This window comes from Aliiroseovarius sp. PrR006 (assembly GCF_010500215.1).
GTDB lineage: Bacteria > Pseudomonadota > Alphaproteobacteria > Rhodobacterales > Rhodobacteraceae > Aliiroseovarius.
Map to the genome: position 1 here is coordinate 196,102 of NZ_JAAGOY010000004.1, position 17,825 is coordinate 213,926.

General features: G+C 59.8%; 14 protein-coding genes. 3 read left to right on the top strand and 11 right to left on the bottom strand.

The window, feature by feature from the left end:
• Window positions 1–57: 57 nt before the first annotated feature.
• Both G0Q00_RS01065 and tyrS read right to left on the bottom strand, forming a co-directional pair.
• Window positions 58–1,236 carry an aminotransferase gene (locus G0Q00_RS01065; RefSeq protein WP_163035568.1) on the bottom strand — a complete coding sequence of 393 codons (1,179 nt, stop codon included), beginning with the start codon at window positions 1,234–1,236 and terminating at the stop codon, window positions 58–60.
• A 174-nt stretch (window positions 1,237–1,410) separates the two neighbouring features.
• Complete coding sequence (gene tyrS / locus G0Q00_RS01070; protein ID WP_163038210.1) at window positions 1,411–2,664, bottom strand: tyrosine--tRNA ligase; 1,254 nt, start codon at window positions 2,662–2,664, stop codon at window positions 1,411–1,413.
• Between the two features lie 77 nt (window positions 2,665–2,741).
• Here tyrS and G0Q00_RS01075 point away from each other — a divergent pair, with 77 nt between their 5' ends.
• Window positions 2,742–3,869, top strand: coding sequence for an anhydro-N-acetylmuramic acid kinase (locus G0Q00_RS01075; RefSeq protein WP_163035570.1), 1,128 nt, complete (start codon window positions 2,742–2,744; stop codon window positions 3,867–3,869).
• A 9-nt stretch (window positions 3,870–3,878) separates the two neighbouring features.
• Here G0Q00_RS01075 and G0Q00_RS01080 read toward each other — a convergent pair whose 3' ends face one another.
• The 5 genes from G0Q00_RS01080 to G0Q00_RS01100 all read right to left on the bottom strand — a co-directional run bounded on the left by G0Q00_RS01080 (window position 3,879) and on the right by G0Q00_RS01100 (window position 10,067).
• The gene (locus tag G0Q00_RS01080) at window positions 3,879–4,220 is read right to left on the bottom strand and encodes a DUF427 domain-containing protein (RefSeq protein ID WP_163035571.1); all 342 of its coding nucleotides are present in this window, start codon (window positions 4,218–4,220) and stop codon (window positions 3,879–3,881) included.
• Window positions 4,221–4,281: 61 nt separating this feature from the next.
• Entirely contained in the window at window positions 4,282–6,078 is a 1,797-nt protein-coding gene (locus tag G0Q00_RS01085; RefSeq protein WP_163035573.1) for an aminopeptidase P family protein, read from the bottom strand.
• A 100-nt stretch (window positions 6,079–6,178) separates the two neighbouring features.
• The gene (gene cobT, locus G0Q00_RS01090) at window positions 6,179–8,053 is read right to left on the bottom strand and encodes a cobaltochelatase subunit CobT (protein WP_163035575.1); all 1,875 of its coding nucleotides are present in this window, start codon (window positions 8,051–8,053) and stop codon (window positions 6,179–6,181) included.
• Window positions 8,054–8,206: 153 nt separating this feature from the next.
• Entirely contained in the window at window positions 8,207–9,193 is a 987-nt protein-coding gene (cobS, locus tag G0Q00_RS01095) for a cobaltochelatase subunit CobS (RefSeq protein WP_163035577.1), read from the bottom strand.
• Between the two features lie 247 nt (window positions 9,194–9,440).
• Window positions 9,441–10,067 (bottom strand): DnaJ domain-containing protein, encoded by a 627-nt coding sequence (locus tag G0Q00_RS01100; RefSeq protein WP_163035579.1) that lies wholly within the window; start codon window positions 10,065–10,067, stop codon window positions 9,441–9,443.
• A gap of 76 nt (window positions 10,068–10,143) precedes the next feature.
• Here G0Q00_RS01100 and G0Q00_RS01105 point away from each other — a divergent pair, with 76 nt between their 5' ends.
• Entirely contained in the window at window positions 10,144–10,401 is a 258-nt protein-coding gene (locus G0Q00_RS01105) for a BolA family transcriptional regulator (protein ID WP_163035581.1), read from the top strand.
• 10 nt (window positions 10,402–10,411) lie between these two features.
• Here the strand turns inward: G0Q00_RS01105 and G0Q00_RS01110 are convergent, their stop codons facing one another.
• The 3 genes from G0Q00_RS01110 to gatB all read right to left on the bottom strand — a co-directional run bounded on the left by G0Q00_RS01110 (window position 10,412) and on the right by gatB (window position 14,193).
• Window positions 10,412–10,810, bottom strand: a complete 399-nt coding sequence (locus G0Q00_RS01110) for a DUF4177 domain-containing protein (RefSeq protein WP_163035583.1) — start codon at window positions 10,808–10,810, stop codon at window positions 10,412–10,414.
• A gap of 100 nt (window positions 10,811–10,910) precedes the next feature.
• The gene (locus G0Q00_RS01115; RefSeq protein WP_163035585.1) at window positions 10,911–12,590 is read right to left on the bottom strand and encodes a U32 family peptidase C-terminal domain-containing protein; all 1,680 of its coding nucleotides are present in this window, start codon (window positions 12,588–12,590) and stop codon (window positions 10,911–10,913) included.
• A gap of 88 nt (window positions 12,591–12,678) precedes the next feature.
• Window positions 12,679–14,193, bottom strand: a complete 1,515-nt coding sequence (gene gatB / locus G0Q00_RS01120) for an Asp-tRNA(Asn)/Glu-tRNA(Gln) amidotransferase subunit GatB (protein WP_163035587.1) — start codon at window positions 14,191–14,193, stop codon at window positions 12,679–12,681.
• A 327-nt stretch (window positions 14,194–14,520) separates the two neighbouring features.
• On the opposite strand from gatB, the gene G0Q00_RS01125 reads away from it, so the two are divergent.
• Window positions 14,521–15,117 carry a transglycosylase SLT domain-containing protein gene (locus tag G0Q00_RS01125; RefSeq protein WP_239058290.1) on the top strand — a complete coding sequence of 199 codons (597 nt, stop codon included), beginning with the start codon at window positions 14,521–14,523 and terminating at the stop codon, window positions 15,115–15,117.
• An 83-nt stretch (window positions 15,118–15,200) separates the two neighbouring features.
• On the opposite strand, the gene pepN is transcribed toward G0Q00_RS01125, so the two are convergent.
• Complete coding sequence (gene pepN / locus G0Q00_RS01130; protein WP_163035592.1) at window positions 15,201–17,753, bottom strand: aminopeptidase N; 2,553 nt, start codon at window positions 17,751–17,753, stop codon at window positions 15,201–15,203.
• Window positions 17,754–17,825: the final 72 nt, after the last annotated feature.

Consider the following 17,825-nt stretch of genomic DNA (forward strand, 5'->3'; position numbering starts at 1 on the left):
TGTTATCGGGTTTGTAGGCGGTTCATGACGGAATGCCAAGCCGCCCTGCACAGGTGATTAGGGTTGAAATGCTGCCAGTCGGTTCAGAGCGGTCTGAATGCCCGCGGCATCGATGTTGGCAAAGGCCACCCGCATCTGCTGTGCCCCGCTTTTGTCGCCTTTTGGAGTGAACATTGTGCCGGGCAAGGCCAACAAGCTAGCTTGATCGACCAAAGCCTGTGCCAGCTTGTCCGAGGGCATGTCGAACGGGTGCTGCAGATAGGCAAAATACGCCCCGCAACCCATCAATTTCCACCCGCGCGCGGCCAAGGGTGCGAACCCGTCGCGCATGGCTTGGGTACGGGATAGAATTTCGATCCGCTCGCCCGCCAACCATTCGTCCAGATTGCGCAATCCCCAGAGCGCCGCGTGCTGTCCTAGTTGCGCGGGACAGATGGTGACGGTGTCTAAGAATTTCTCGATCTCGGCCAAACGAGCGGGCGAGGTCAAAACCGACCCAACCCGGTGGCCGGTTAGGCGATAGGATTTCGAGAACGAGTACAGCTGAATGACCGTGTCGTCCCAATCGGGATCAGACAGAAGGTCATGCGGTGTGCCCTCCTTGCTGTGAAAATCGCGATAGGTTTCGTCTATGATCAGGGCAATCCCGCGGGCGCGTGCAAGATCGCGGAAGGCGGCAATCAGCTCGGCGGGGTATTCCACCCCGGTCGGATTGTTGGGCGTCACCAGTGCAATCGCGCGTGTGCGTGGCGTGATCAGCGTGGCTGCCTTGTCCGGGGCCGGCAACAGATCCGCGCCAGTTGCCAGCGGCACCGCGGTAATCCCACCCATATCGAGCCACATTTTATGGTTGAAATACCAAGGGGTTGGCAGAATGACCTCATCCCCCGGTGCGGCCAGAGTGGCAATCGTCGCCGCAAAGGCCTGATTGCAGCCCGAGGTGATTGCCACGTTCTGCGACGAGACATCCGCGCCATAGTGCCGGTTGATGTTAAACGCCAGCTCGTCACGCAGGGCCGGAAGCCCCAAAACCGGCCCGTAAAGGTGGGTTTCCGGCAGGCGGAGAACCGCATCCGCCATCGCCTCGCGCATCGCTTCGGGGGGCGGATCCACGGGGGCGGCTTGGCTGACATTGATCAGGGGCTGTTCGGGCGAAAAGCTCTTGCCCTCCAACCAGCGCCGCGCCTCCATCACCGGGGGCGAGAACGTGTTGCCAAGATTGGGGTTCAAAAGCATCTCAAGCCTCTTTCGCGAAATTTCAGGCCGACCCTAGCAACGAAAAAAGGGCGCGACAATCCATGTCTACGCCCCTCATTTTCTTGCGATAAATATCCCGGGGTGAATGCGCAAAGCGCAGAGGGGCAGAGCCCCTCAGGCTCACATCGTGAGCCCCCGTCAGCACCCACGGGATCAGCCTTCCAGAACCACCAGCGCGTGACGCTTCTTGCCCGCCGACAGCTTCATAGGCTCGGCCAACTCATCCGCGCCAATCATCCGAACGTCGGTCAAGGCTTCATCATTCACCTTGGCACCGTTTTCAGCGATCAAGCGCTTGGCTTCCTTGCCCGATTTCACCAGACCTGCCTTCACGAACAGCTGAATGATCGAGATCCCATCCGCCAGATCCGCCGCAGACAGCGCCACGGTCGGCAGGTCGTCGCCCGTGCCACCCTTCTCGAACACTTCACGTGCAGTGGCCTCGGCAGCGGCGGCCGCCTCGCCCCCATGGGCCAGCGTGGTTACTTCGTTGGCCAGAATGATCTTGGCGTCGTTGATCGCCTGACCTTCCAGTGCACCCAGACGTTCGCATTCCTCGATCGGAAGCTCGGTGTAGAGCTTCAGGAACCGGCCAACATCTGCATCCGTTGTGTTGCGCCAGAACTGCCAGAACTCGTAGGGTGACAGCATGTCTGCGTTCAGCCAGATCGCGCCGTTCAGCGACTTGCCCATCTTCTTGCCGTCCGAAGTGGTCAGCAGCGGCGAGGTCAGGCCGAAAATCTGGCTGTCCAGCACGCGGCGGGTCAGGTCGATCCCGTTCACGATATTGCCCCACTGGTCCGAGCCGCCCATCTGCAGAAGGCAGCCATAGCGGCGGTTCAGCTCGAGGAAGTCATAGGCCTGCAGGATCATGTAGTTGAACTCAAGAAAGCTCAGGCTCTGCTCGCGATCCAGACGCGATTTCACGCTTTCAAACGACAGCATCCGGTTGACCGAGAAATGCCGCCCGATGTCGCGCAGGAAATCGAGGTAGTTCAGATCGTCCAGCCACTCGGCGTTATTCAGCATCAGCGCCTTGGTCGGGCCTTCGCTGTCATAGTCGATATAGCTGGCAAACACCTTCTTGATGCCCGCGATGTTGTCGTCGATCTGGTCCGGCGTCAGCAGCGGACGCTCATCTGCGCGGAAGGACGGGTCGCCCACCTTGGTCGTGCCGCCGCCCATCAGGGTGATCGGCTGGTGGCCGGTCTTCTGAAGCCAGCGCAGCATCATGATCTGGATCAGCGACCCCACATGCAGCGATTTTGCGGTGGCGTCAAAGCCGATATAGGCCGGAACGACACCTTCAACCAAAGCTTCGTCCAGCGCCTGATAATCGGTGCAATCGGCCAGAAAGCCGCGCTCGATCATCACACGCATGAAGTCGGATTTCGGGTGGTAGGTCATCGTATTTCGGTCCATCCTATCTTTCGTTGGGTTTCCGTATAGACGGGGGCTGCGAAAAGGGAAAGAGCGTGTTGGCGATGGCGGATGTGATTGGGTCTAAGGCAGGGGCAATCTGGGCCTTGGGGATGATGTCCGGCACCTCGCTGGACGGGGTGGACGCCGCACTGGTTCAGACCGACGGCATCCGCATTCAGGCCTTCGGTCCAAGCACCTATGCGGACTATTCCGATGACCAGAGAACCGACCTGCGCGCGGCTCTCGGGCAATGGCCGGACGGGCCGGGCGTGACACCCGCCGCACAGGTAAGCGAGGCGGCGCATATCGCCTTGGCGCGCACGCTGCTGGCCGGTCACGATGCGGATCTGCTGGGTTATCACGGACAAACACTGGCCCATGATCCAGAGGGTGGACGTACGCATCAAGCCGGCGATGGGCAGGTGCTGGCCGATGCTCTAAACGTGCCGGTGGTCTGGGATTTCCGCAGCGAAGACGTGTCCCAAGGGGGCGAAGGTGCTCCGCTGGCCCCCTTTTTCCACCACGCCTGCGCGCGGTTCATCGGGGCGGATGCGCCGATTGCCTTCTTAAACCTCGGGGGCGTGGGCAATGTCACCTGGGTGGAGCCGCGCATTGAAACACCCGAGGCCTCCAATACCTGTCTTGCCTTTGATACCGGTCCCGCGAATGCGCCGATCAACGATCTGATGCTGGCGCGGCGCGGCAAGGCCTTGGATCAGGGCGGCGCGCTGGCGCTTTCTGGCACCGCGGACGAGGGCATCGTGCAGGCCTTTTTGGAGCATCCCTATTTCACGCGCCAACCGCCCAAGTCGCTCGACCGTGACCAGTTTCCGGAATTGCTGCCCGCAGTGTCCGATCTGAGTGACGCCGACGCGGCCCGCACGCTGGCCGCCTGTGCTGCCGAAGTTGTGGCGCAAGGTATGACCCATTGCCCCAGTCCGCCAACACGCTTGTTGGTCACCGGCGGAGGCCGTAAGAACGCAGCCATCATGCAGGAACTTTCCGCGCGTCTGTCCGTTCCGGTGCAGGATATCGACGACACCGGACTGGACGGAGATATGCTGGAAGCACAGGCCTTCGCCTATCTGGCCGTACGTGTCGCGCGCGGCCTTCCGACCTCGGGTCCCAGCACCACAGGCGTTGCCGCCCCGGTTGGGGGCGGCAAGCTCTCTTACCCTGAAAAAGACTGAAAAGCGGGCTTAGGTACGCGCCACGGTGGCCTTATCGCCATAGAACGCCACATGGCCCTTGATCTGCTCAAGATCCTCGATCGGTGCGTCATATGACCAGGCTGCATCCTCGATCACGGTCGATTTTGTCTGGATCGAGAAGTGCTTCGCCTCGCCCTTGTAGGGGCAGGTCGTGACAGTGGCGCTATCATCCAGAAACGCCATCGCAATATCTCCGCGCGGGAAATAGATCACCGGCGGCAGATCGCCTTCCTTCACCTCAAGCGCGTCACGGCTTTCCCCGATTACGGCGCCTCCGGCACGTACGGTCCATTTGCCTTCAGCGGCGCGAATGATGATGTTATCGGTCATTGTCTTACTTTCCCCGTACGATTTTGCGGCACCCTAACAGATCCTGTGTAAAAAGCGCGTGTCAAATTGGCGCGCAAGCGCGTTTCAACCATTGCAACGCAGCGTCAGACACCTGAGTGCTCAGCAAATCCAGTGTCTTGGCGTGATAGGCGTTCAGCCATGCGCGCTCTTCCCCCGACAACATGTCGAGCACGACCAGCGAGGTGTCGAGGGGCACATAGGTCAGGGTTTCGAGGTTCAACATCTCGCGTTCGCGGTCTCCACCCGGCGGCGTCGGCGCTTTCTGCACCACGACTAGGTTTTCCAAGCGAATGCCGAAGGCACCGTTGCGATAATATCCGGGCTCGTTAGACAGGATCATACCGGGCAGAAGCTCGGTGTCTGAGATGGGCGAGAACCGCTGCGGCCCCTCATGCACGGACAGATAGGCACCAACGCCATGCCCTGTTCCGTGGTTGAAATCCTGATGCGCGGCCCACAGCGGGTAGCGGGCAATCGGGTCAAGGTCACGGCCCGTACGGCCTTTCGGAAAATAGGTGCGCGACAGGGCAATCATACCTTGCAACACGCGGGTAAAGCAGCGTCTTTCGTCCTGACCTACGTCGCCCACGCTCAGAGTGCGGGTGATGTCAGTGGTGCCGTCGCGATACTGCCCGCCGCTGTCCAGAACCACCAGATTGCCATCTTCCAATGTGCGGTTCGTATCCTCGGTCACGCGGTAGTGCATGATCGCGCCATTGGAACCAGCGCCTGCGATGGTCTCGAACGAGATGTCCATCAACGCATTGGTGGCCCGGCGCTTTTCTTCCAGTTGTTTGACCAGATCAATCTCGGTCAGGCTGGTTTTCTCGGACGCCTCAAACCATGCCAGAAACTCGACCACAGCAGCCGCATCTCGCAGCTGCGCGGCACGGGCACCTTTCAGCTCGGTCGGGTTTTTCTGTGCTTTGGGCAGGATTGCGGGATCTTCGGCCCAGTCGATCTGGATTCCGGCATCCGTCAGGATCTGCCACACCGCATAGGGGGCCGAGGCGCGGTCGACGCGCACCGGGCCATCTAGACGTTTCAGCGCAGTTTGGAAATCACGGATCGGATGCAACGAGACGTCTGCATCAAAGCGGATCTCAACCGTCCGTCCTTCCGTGGCGAAGAACTGCACCGAGGCATCATCACCCAAGATCGCAAAACCCTGCACGACCGGAATGCAGGGGATGTCATCACCGCGGATGTTCAGAAGCCACGCGATGCTGTCAGACAGCGTGATGGCGCATGCTTTCTGCCCCTTTGCCAACAGCTCGTCCGCCAGCTCGCCACGTTTTGCCGCGCTGGATTGCCCTGCGAATTCAAGGGGCTGTTCAATGATCTTGCCGGACGGAGGGGCAGGGCGCTCGTCCCAGATTTGATCAACCAGATTGTCGGTGGGAACCAGCGTGACGCCGGTGCCATCTAGCGCTTTCTCAATCTTTTCGATTTCAGATTTCGTGTGCAGCCACGGATCAAACCCAATCCGTGCCTTGCCTGAGATTTGCTCTTTCAGCCAATTACCCGGTTGCACTTCGGGCCAATCGACAGGTGTAAACGCGGCCATATCGGCCTGTTCTCGTACTTGCACGCGATAGCGTCCATCGACGAAAATCCCAGCCACGTCCTTCAAAGCGATGCAGAACCCGGCCGAGCCCGTGAACCCGGTCAGCCACGCAAGCCGCGCATCGCAGTCAGCAACATATTCGCCCTGATGGGCATCCGCGCGGGGGACAAAGAACCCGTCCAATCCTTTCATCCCCATCGCACGGCGCAGGCGCTCCAAACGGGCGGCCCCTTTGCTTGGATCGGCGGTGGTGGTGAAGGTCTGGAACATCTCTGTCTCCGAAATCGGGTGGCACTAAAAAAACACGCCCGCGAAGGGCGGGCGCGTGTGGGGCGCAACATGCCGCGAAACGACCGCGGTGAAAAGGGGGTCAGATGGCTTTCTTGATCCCCATCACACGGGCGCGGGCGCGTGGGTCGCTGTCGAAGAGCGCGGCCAGCTGTTCGGTGATCGCACCGGCCAGTTGTTCCGCATCGGTGATCGTGACAGCGCGTTCATAGTACCGCGTCACGTCATGCCCGATCCCGATGGCCAGCAGCTCGACCTGTTTGCGTTTCTCGACCATCTCGATCACGTCGCGCAGGTGTTTTTCCAGATAATTCGCGGGGTTAACGGACAGGGTTGAATCGTCCACCGGCGCCCCATCCGAAATCACCATCAGGATTTTGCGCTGTTCAGGCCGCGCTGTGATCCGGCGGTGCGCCCATTCCAGCGCCTCGCCGTCGATGTTTTCCTTCAGAAGACCCTCTTTCATCATCAGGCCCAGATTGTCCCGGGTGCGGCGCATCGGGGCGTCGGCCTTCTTATAGATGATGTGGCGCAGATCGTTCAGGCGACCCGGCTGTTGCGGGCGGCCATCGGCCAGCCATTTCTCGCGTGCCAGCCCGCCTTTCCAGGCGCGCGTGGTGAAGCCCAGAACCTCGACCTTAACCTGACAACGCTCCAGCGTGCGCGACAGAACATCGGCACAGATCGCCGCGATCGAGATCGGACGCCCACGCATCGAGCCCGAGTTATCCAGAAGCAGCGTCACGACGGTGTCACGGAACTCGGTGTCTTTTTCCTGTTTGAAGGACAGCGGCGTGGTCGGGTTTGCGACCACACGGGCCAGACGACCGGCATCCAGAATGCCTTCTTCAAGGTCGAAGAGCCACGAGCGGTTCTGCTGGGCCTGCAGACGGCGTTGCAACTTGTTGGCCAGACGCGAAACCGCGCCCTTCAAGGGCTCCAACTGCTGGTCCAAATAGGCGCGCAGACGTTCCAACTCGGCTGGTTCCGCCAAGTCCTCGGCCATGACCTCTTCGTCATGCTCGTTGTGGAAGACCAGATAGTCCGGGTCCGCATCCGATGCGGGCTGAGGCGTAGGCGGTTCGGGCGGGGCGTCCGCGTCGGGCATTTCGGCCTCGTCGCCCACCTCATCCTCGGCCATGTCATCAATGGTGACCTGCGCCTCGGACGGATCCATCTGTTCTTCTTGTGCACGTTCGGGATCGGCTTCGGCCTCGTCTTCCTCGGGCGACTGTTCCGAGTTCGGATCGTCCTGCGCTTCGTCGTCTTCGGGCTGCGCCTCGTCCTCGTTCTCGTCGTCTTCGGCATCTGGGTCATCGCCCAGCTGGTCGCCATAACCCAGATCCTCGATGATCTGGCGGGCAAAGCGCGAGAACTGCTGCTGATCCGTCAAAGCGCCGGTCAGGTCGTCCAGATGCTCGCCACATTGCGCTTCGATAAAGTCGCGCCACAGGCCCATCACGTTGTCAGCGCCCGGGGGAAGATCGCGGCCCGTCGCCAGATGGCGCATCAGGTATCCGGCAGCTACAGGCAGGGGGGCGTCAGCAGCGGCGGTGATCTGGTCATAGCCCGCGCGGTCAGCTTCGTGCCCGATTTTGGCATCGATATTGCCCGCCGTACCCGGCATGTCGCGCGCACCAAGTGCCTCGCACCGCGCTGTTTCCATCGCTTCGTAAATGTCACGCGCCATGTTGCCCGCCGGGGCGTATTTCGCGTGCATCGCCTCGTCGTGATAGCGCAGCTTCATGGCATAGGCATCCGCCGTGCCGCGCGCCAACAACACCTCGTCCTTGGTCATCCGCCGCGTGACCTGAGGCAGGCGCATCGCATCGCGGCTGACGCCCGAGGGGTCCACCGTAAAGCTGACCGACAGCTCTGGCTCGTCGGCAAGCGTCTTCGTCGCCTCAGCCAGCGCTTTCTTGAACGGATCAGCGGGGTTGTCGGTGGGTTTTTTCATTCTATTGGCCTATCGATCCACGGTTCAACGCGTCATCGCGATGAGGGCGGTGAAGACCCGCGGGGTGGCGCATAAGCGCCGCCCCATGGGGGCGGGTCGGCGCTGCCCGGTCTGGCGACCGGGCGGCGCAAGCTGATATCAAACGCTTGGAAATCACCCCAAGCTCATGCTCACCGCGCTCTCCGGCAGTTCCTCGTCGAAGCAGCGCTGATAGAACTCGGCCACGATCTGGCGCTCCAACTCGTCACATTTGTTCAGGAAGGACAGGCGGAAGGCATAGCCGACCGAGCGGAAGATGGATGCGTTTTGCGCCCAGTTGATCACGGTCCGCGGGCTCATGACGGTCGACAGATCGCCGTTCATGAAGGCCGTACGGGTCAGGTCCGCAACTGTCACCATCTGGCTGACGGTCTGGCGGCCTTGCTCGGTGTTCAGGAACGGGTTTTTCGCCAGCACGATGTTGGTTTCCGCGTCATGCGACAGATAGTTCAGCGTGGCGACCAGCGACCAACGGTCCATCTGGGCTTGGTTGATCTGTTGCACGCCGTGATACAGCCCGGTCGTGTCGCCCAGACCCACAGTGTTCGCGGTGGCGAACAGGCGGAAGGACGGGTGGGGGGTGATGACCTCGTTCTGGTCCAGAAGGGTCAGCTTACCGTCATGCTCCAGCACACGCTGGATGACGAACATCACGTCCGCGCGGCCTGCATCGTATTCGTCGAACACGATGGCGGTCGGGTTGCGCAGCGCCCAAGGCAGAATGCCTTCTTGGAACTCGGTGACCTGCATCCCGTCTTTCAGCTTGATGGCGTCCTTACCGATCAGGTCGATCCGGCTGATGTGGCTGTCGAGGTTCACACGCACGGCAGGCCAGTTCAGACGGGCTGCAACCTGTTCGATATGGGTCGATTTGCCCGTGCCGTGATAGCCCTGAACCATCACGCGGCGGTTGTGCGAGAAACCCGCCAGAATGGCCAGCGTGGTGTCCGGGTCGAACTTATAGGTGCTGTCGATCTCGGGCACGCGGCTGGTGCGCTCGGCAAAGCCTTTGACCATCATGTCGCTGTCGATGCCGAAAACCTCGCGTACCGAGATGTCCTCGGTCGGTTTCGCGTTCATATCCAGGGTGCCGTCTGCCATGTCGGTGATCCTTCTGTCGCGCGCCGCATTGCGCGCTTATTGCACGTTGTTGCGCAAGTGATGCCCGATGACGATCACGCGTGCAAGGGGAAGCGGGGGGAAAAGGTGACGCGGGGCAAAGCTGGCCCTAATGACGTAGCGTGTCTGGTCTGACCAAAAGGTCAAAAAAACAAGAAACGCGAAGGGACTGGTTGGGCCACTTCGCGCTGCGTGTATGCATGTATTTGGATCGTTACGCGCGTAGGCGTTACTTGAAGCTGCGGCTTTCTTTGATCTGATCCCAAGCCCAGCGAACTTCCTGCAACTGGTCTTCCTGAGACCGGTCGCCGCCGTTCATATCCGGGTGCAGCACCTTGATCAGCTTCTTATAGGACTTGCGGATCTCGGCTTTGGTCCAGTGATCCTTGGCTTCCAGAATGTCGATGGCGCGGCGCTCTGTGGGCGGCAGTTTGCGGGTGCCGGTGATCGACTTGCCGGGGTTCTGCGTGGCGTTTGCGCCCAGAACCTGATGCGGGTCGTCCACGCCCAAACGGGCCCAGGCGCGTTGCTCGTCCTTGGTGCCCATCGGCTTGGTTTCACGTTCCCATACGCGATCCTTGTCGGCCTGCGCGTTCATCTCGTCTTCGGTGGCCCCGTCAAAGAAATTCCACTTCAGATTATATTCGCGCACGTGGTCCTTACAGAACCACTTGAACTCGTCCAGATGATCGGGCGAGCGGGGCGCACGGTATTTTCCGGCCTCGGTGCAGCCGTCATGTTCACACACACGTTTCGAGGTCTCGAACGCGCCCGACATCCCGCGTTTGCCGCGCGGGTTGCGTTTCTTGGCCGCTGAGACCGACATGTCAAAACCAAAAGGATCGTCGTTGGGCATCTTAATCTTCTCTTTTCGACTCGGACCCGAGAGTTTACTGCTTTTTCACCGGGATTGAAGAGGGAACTGCCAAGAAATGAACAGGACGGAACGAATTCATCAGGCGCTGAGCGAAGCGTTTGTCCCGGAACATCTTGAAGTCATTGATGAAAGCGAACAGCATCGCGGTCATGCTGGATATCAGGATGGCGGTGAAAGCCATTTTCGCGTGATCATCCGTGCGCCAAGTTTCGCCGACATGTCCCGCATCGCACGCCATCGTGCCGTGCACAAAGCGCTAGGCGCGGATCTGGTGTCCGAGATTCACGCCTTGGCGCTTGAGATTTCAGGCTAAGACTTTCGGCTTAACGTTCATCGCGTTCGATGCTGGGAGCCGCGTCGCTGGCTTCATTCGCTGCCGTGGCGGACGGCAAGCTTGGCGCGTTGTTCCCCTCGGCCTCGGTATCCTCATCTGCCAGCGCTGTCACAGCGGCGAAATCTGCATCTGCTGCCTGTTCGTCTGTCCGATCCTCGATCGCGCGGCGGAACACCAGCATGTTCTGATACACCGTCGCGCGCCCGGTCAGGCCCGAGCGTTCCTCGCTGGGCAGCGTATCCGTGCGCAGATACTCCCAACCATCCGCGCTGGCCTCGTTCAGCACATCCTGAATGGCGAGGGCAAAACGGGCCTCGGACCCTTTTACGCCACGGGCCTTCTTGCCTTTGCGCGGGGCGGGGATCACTTGGTATTCGTACTGAGTCATGGACTGACCTTTTCAATTTCTCCGGCTTTAGGCCGTATAGATGGTTTTCGGCATAAGCGCCAAGAGGGGATGGCGCGGGTGGCGGATTGCCCCGGTCCGCTTACCCCACCAGACGTGGCGGCGTGTCCTGCTTCAAGGCAGCCGCTTCGGCGCGGGACAGTTGTTCGCCTTGCTTGCGCTTCAACAGCACCTCGCGGGCGCGGGCATACTCATCACCCTGCCAGAAGATCAGGCAGCCATTGCAGCCCTTACCACAGCAGCCATCCGTGCCAACGCGGTTGGTTTTCAGACGGGTTTCACGCCCATCTTCGGCAATCGCGTCCGCTAGATCATCACGGCGCTTTTCATACGCCTTGGTGTTCTCTTTCCCCGACATTTCAAGCCCTTGCGTCAGCTTGTCAAAGCGGATGCGCTTCCATTGCTCATCGGTCAGTGCCTTTTCCTTGCGCAACACAGTAAAGGCCGGGAAGCGGGCTTTCAGATCGTCCAGATCCTCGTGATCGAACAGCGCAAATGGCACGCGGATGGTGGTCTTGGTGCTGCCATGGACGACCTCTTTGATGTCGCCCTTGTGGTGGTCTTCGAACTCGTACATGCGCAGCAATACGGTGTCGCGCGCGATGGGCGAGATGAACTCCAGCACCTCACCGGCTTCCAGTTTGTTCTTCACTTCGACGAGGAACGCGTCCTCGGTCACATCTGTCACGACGCCCGCATATTCCCATTGGGCGAGCGACGCGGTGTGCTCATAATCATGGGCATAATTGGTCAGACGTCCCTCGTGGAAAGCCAGCGTGTAGCCACGGTTTCCAACGGCCTCAAGCTCGCGCATGTAAGGTTTCGGATCCCAGTTTTCCGGGTCCGCATAGTAGTCATCAATCGCCATGCGATAGGCGCGGGCGACGATGGCGCAGTAGTATTCCGACTTGCCGCGTCCTTCGACCTTCAGGCTGTCGACGCCGATTTTCAGATACTCATCCAGCTTCGGCATGATGCACAGATCGCGCGAGTTCAGGATGTAGGATCCACGCCCGTCTTCTTCGATCGGCATGAATTCACCGGGGCGGCAGCCTTCTTCCAGTAGGAACTCGAACATATCGGCGTTGTCTTCGGTGATGTTCAGGTCTTCGATTGTGCCGTCCTTCAGACGCATCCGCACGCCATAGTTCCAACGACACGAGTTCGCACAGTTGCCTTGGTTTGCGCCGCGTTCGGCCATGAAGTTGGACAGCAGGCAGCGACCGGAATAGGTCATGCACATCGCGCCATGCACGAAGGCCTCAAGCTTAACATCCGGGCATTCTTCACGAATTTCGACCAGCTCGGGGTAGGACACTTCGCGGGCCAGAACGACTAGCTCGGCACCCTGATCTTCCCAGAATTTCACCGACAACCACGAGCACACGTTGGCCTGAGTCGAGATGTGCAGCGGCAGTTCTGGCGCGCGGGTGCGCACATATTGGAACACGCCGGGATCTGCGATGATCAACCCGTCGGGCTTCACTTTGCGGACCGTATCGATGTACTCGTCCAGTTTCGGGATGTCTTTGTTATGGCTGAACAGGTTCAGCGTCAGATAGGCGCGCCGACCATGGGCATGGCAGAACTCGACCCCCTCGATCACCTCTTCCAGCGAGAATTGAGACTTGGTGCGCAGCGACATATCCGGCGTGCCCAGATAGACCGCGTCCGCGCCATATAGCACCGCCATTTTCAGCTTTCGCAAGTTGCCCGCAGGCATCAAAAGCTCAGAGCGGCGTTCCGTTTTCAGTTCCGTCATCTTATCACCCGTGTGTTCGCGCAATCGCGGGTTAGAGAAATGGCAAAGGCCCCAGAGAGGGGCCTTCATCATAAATTGTCGTTTGAAATCAGAGGCCCAGCTTGGCCGTCACGATTTCGTTCACCGCCTTCGGGTTGGCCTTGCCGCCGGTGGCTTTCATCACCTGCCCGACGAAGAAACCAACCAGTTTCGGGTTCTGTTTGGCTTTCTCGACCTGAGCGGGGTTGGCGGCGATCACCTCGTCCACGGCGGTTTCGATGGCGCCGGTGTCAGTCACCTGCTTCATGCCGCGGGCTTCTACGATCTCGGCCGGGTCGCCGCCTTCGGTATAGACGATTTCGAACAGATCCTTGGCGATCTTGCCCGAGATGTCCCCCTTGGAGATCAGTTTGATGATGCCACCCAACTGCGCCGGGCTGACCGGGCTTTCGGTGATCGAGTGATCTTCTTTCTTCAAACGGCCAAACAGCTCGTTGATCACCCAGTTTGCGGCCAGCTTACCGTCATTGCCTTCGGCGACTGCCTCGAAGAAGGCGGCGTTTTCGGCTTCGGCGGTCAGAACGTCGGCGTCATATTCCGACAGACCGAATTCGGTCACGAAACGGGCTTTCTTTTCGTCCGGCAGCTCGGGCAGGGTCTTGGCGATGTCGTCGACCCAGTCCTGCTCAATTTCCAGCGGCAACAGATCGGGGCAGGGGAAGTAGCGATAGTCGTGTGCTTCTTCCTTCGAACGCATCGAGCGGGTTTCGTTCTTGTCCGCGTCATAGAGACGGGTTTCCTGAACGACCTCACCACCATCTTCCAGAATTGCGATCTGGCGACGGGCCTCGAAGTCAATCGCGGCCTGAATGAAGCGCATCGAGTTCATGTTCTTGATCTCGCACCGCGTGCCCAGATGGTCGAAGTCCTGCGTTTCCATGTATTTCTCGTATTGGCCCGGACGACAGACCGAGACGTTCACGTCCGCGCGCATATTGCCGTTCTGCATGTTGCCATCACAAGTGCCCAGATAGCGGAGCAACTGGCGCATCTTAGTGACATAGGCGGCGGCCTCTTCAGGACCGCGAATGTCGGGGCGCGACACGATTTCCATCAGCGCGACGCCGGTGCGGTTCAGGTCGACGAAGGACATGTTCGGGTCCATGTCGTGCACGGATTTACCGGCGTCCTGTTCAAGGTGAATACGCTCGATACGGACCTTGCGGGCGACACCGGGGCCCATATCCACGATCACTTCGCCTTCGCCCACGATGGGGTGATACAGCTGCGAAATCTGATAGCCCTGCGGCAGATCCGGATAGAAATAGTTCTTGCGGTCAAAGGCCGAGAACAGGTTGATCTCGGCTTTCAGGCCCAGTCCTGTACGCACGGCCTGTTCCACACAATATTCGTTGATCACGGGCAGCATGCCGGGCATGGCCGCATCCACGAAAGCCACGTTCGAGTTCGGCTCGGCCCCGAACTTGGTCGATGCGCCCGAAAACAGCTTCGCGTTCGAGCTGACCTGAGCGTGGATTTCCATCCCGATGACCAGTTCCCAGTCTTCCTTCGCCCCTGCAATCACTTTCGGCTGCGGGCTTTCATAGGCGAGATGATCAAGCATGTGTGTTTTCCCAAGTGTCAAAACCTGTCCGGGTTCTAGTTGAGGTGACCAGAAGGGGCAAGAGGGCAGTCGCGTCGGCCAGATAGGGGATTGGATGGTGAGTGTGGATATGCTGCGGTGCGGAAAATATGCTAACATACCTATAGTATTCGATTTATTACACGTGTGAACTAGAATGCATACCAGCCTTGCAAATAAGGCATATCGGCAAGTCATGGCGCATTGCTGCGGTGCAGCGAAAAAAGTGTTGCAATACGCAACCAACGGTCTTATTTGCTTCTGATCAGACACCGGGGGGAACGTCTGTACCAAATGTAGGTGGGAAAAATGAAACGGATTATGATGGGCCTTGTGGCGACAGTGATGCTGTCGGACGCTGCTCTGGCCGAAGATTTTTTTGGCACGCGCGCAGCGCGTCAGCCAGTACTGACTATGCAGTGGGATGAGAAGCCGCAGGCAAAAGCCTGGACCGACGCGACCATCGCTGCATTGGAAAATCACGGAACTGTGCTGGCGGAAATCGTGCCAGCAGATATCGCCGAGTGGTGCCCGGATTACGAAAATCAGGACACCGCGGGGCGCAACGCGTTCTGGGCGGGCCTTCTGTCCACGCTATCCTTCTATGAAAGCACATGGCGCCAGACGGCTGTCGGTGGCGGCGGCAAGTGGTACGGTCTGGTTCAGATCCTGCCCGCGACCGCACGCGGCTATGGCTGCGAAGCACGCTCGGGTGAGGCGCTGAAAAACGGTGAAATGAACCTCAGCTGTGCTGTGCGCATCATGGCCGTGACCGTGCCGCGGGATAACGTGGTGTCGCGCGGGATGAAAGGCGTGGCCGCCGATTGGGGCCCGTTCCATTCCAAACGCAAGCGCGAGCATATGCGCGAATGGGTGCGCGAGCAGAACTACTGCACCACCGGCTAAGCCCGGATCGAATACTCCATAGACAGACTTTTGGGCTGTCGAAATAGAAAAGGGCGGGATTGATCCCGCCCTTTTCTTTTGGCTTACCCGTTCAGGATCCGGCCAAGCATTTCCTGACTGTCACGGCTGAGCCCTTCGGTGGCCAGCACCCGCTCGATCTGCTCTTTCATCATCGCCTGACGATCCGCGTCATAGCGGCGCCATGTCTCGAACCCCGAGGACATGCGCGCGGTGATTTGCGGGTTCACCGGATCCAGCTTGATCAGCCAATCGGCAAACAGCTTGTACCCTTCGCCCGAGGCGTTGTGGAAGCCCGCCGGGTTCATGATGAAGGCGCCAAAGACCGCGCGGAAACGGTTCGGGTTCTTCCAGTTGAAGGCGCTGTCTTCGGTCAGTTTTGCAACGATATCAGCCGTGTCTTCGGGCGCGGAATGGGTCACCTGCATGGCGAACCATTTGTCCATCACCAGTTCATCGGCCTCGAAGCGTGTCCGGAAGTCGGCCAGCGCTGCGTCGCCTTTTTGGGCTTGTAGCAAGAAGCCAAGCGCGCCCAGTCGCAAAGTCATATTGTCGGCCCGGTCATACAGCGCTTGCGCCGCCGAACCACCGTCCAGACGGTTCAGCAGGTTCATCAGGCCCAGACCCAGCGCGCGTTTGCCCGCTTGCTCGGCATTGGGTTGGAACGGTTCGGTTACCTCCATCTCGGCCATCAGGCGGGGCAAAAGGTCCTGCAGATGCTCGGCCATTGCCTGCCAAAGCGTTTGCTTGGCGCGATAGATCTTCATCGGGTCGGGGGTGACGCCCGCGTCAAACAGGGTCTGCGCCAGATCGTCCTGACCGGGCAGGCCAAGGGTCAGCGCGCGGAAGGCGGGATCAAGGCTTTCGTCGCGCAGCATGACGGCGATGGCATGCAGATAGTCATCCAGCGGGGCGTCTTCCCCGGTGATCAGGGCGATCAACACGTCCTTTGCCAGCGTCCGGCCCGCTTCCCATTTGTTGAACGGGTCGGTGTCATGGGCCAGCAGGAAGGCGCGTTCCTGGGCCGAGGTTTCGCGTTCCAAAATCACAGGGGCCGAGAAGTGGCGCAGGATCGAGGGCACGGGCTTCGCCGCCAGCCCCTCGAAGGTGAAGCTTTGCTCCGCCTCGGTCATCTCAAGGATTTGCGTGGGCTGTACCTCGTCACCATTAGGGCCCAGAAGACCAACGGCCAGCGGAATATGCTGCGGCAGTTTCTCGTCCTGTCCCGGGGTAGGCGGCGTCGATTGTTTGAAGGTCAGCGTATAGGTGCCGTCGACCCAGTCTTCCGATACAGCAACGCGCGGCGTGCCGGCCTGTTTGTACCAGTGGCGGAACTGCGTCAGGTCGCGTCCGGTGCTGTCTTCAAAGACTTTGACCCAATCTTCGATCGTTGCGGCTTCGCCATCGTGACGATCAAAATACAGATCGAGCGCTTTGTCATAGGCGTCATCACCCACCAACACCTTCATCATGCGGATCAGCTCGGCCCCTTTTTCATAGATCGTGGCCGTGTAGAAATTGTTGATCTCGACAAAGCTGTCGGGCTGCACTTGGTGTGCCAACGGGCCGTTGTCTTCGCGGAATTGCCGCCCGCGCAGGGCGGATACGTCGTTGATCCGGCACACCGCTTCGGACCGCATATCGCCCGAGAACTGCTGATCGCGGAACACGGTCAGCCCTTCTTTTAGGCTTAACTGGAACCAGTCGCGACAGGTGATGCGGTTGCCGGTCCAGTTGTGGAAATACTCGTGGGCGATGATGGCCTCGATCCGTTCGAAATTCGGGTCCGTGGACGTTTCGGGTGAGGCCAGAACCGCCGAGGTGTTGAAGATGTTCAACCCCTTGTTCTCCATCGCGCCCATGTTGAAGTCGGACACGGCGACGATCTGGAAGATGTCGAGATCGTATTCGCGCCCGTAAACCTCTTCATCCCATTTCATCGAGTCCTTCAGCGCCTGCATCCCGAATGCGGTCTTGCCCTCGTCACCCGGGCGGACCCACAGTTTCAAGTCCACATCCTTGCCGGACATGGTGGTGAAGCTGTCATCGCGTGCGACCAGCTCGCCTGCGACCAACGCGAACAGATAGGCGGGCTTGGGCCATGGGTCGTCCCATTCCGCCCAGCCATCGCCCGAAGCGACGGGGTTGCCGTTGGACAGCATCACCGGGTCACGGCCTTCAATGCGCACCTTGAAGGGGGCCATGACGTCGGGGCGGTCGGGGTAATAGGTGATGCGACGGAAGCCCTCAGCCTCGCACTGGGTGCAATACATGCCGTTCGACATGTAAAGCCCTTCCAAGGCGGTGTTGGTTTCAGGGCTGATTTCGACCTCGGTTTCCCAAACGAAAGGCGCGCCAGGCACGTCTGCTTTCAGCCCGCCGTCGACCAGTTCGGGCGTGATCCCCGTACCATCAATCGCGGCGCGGATCAGGGTAAGGCCTTCTCCATGCAGGAAAAACTCCTTGGATGCGGCGTTCGGGTTCGGCGTAAAGCGGATCTTCGATATCACCCGCGTCGCGGTGGGGTGCAGGTGAAAGACCAGCTCAACCCCGTCGACCAGGTAAGCGGGGGGCGTATAGTCGGCCAGATAGATCGGTTGGGGGGCTGCGTCTTTCATCAGAAATCCTTCAGGCTTGAGTCCAGACCCGAAACCTATTCGTGCAGGGGCAGGGCTGCAAGCCCGCCATAC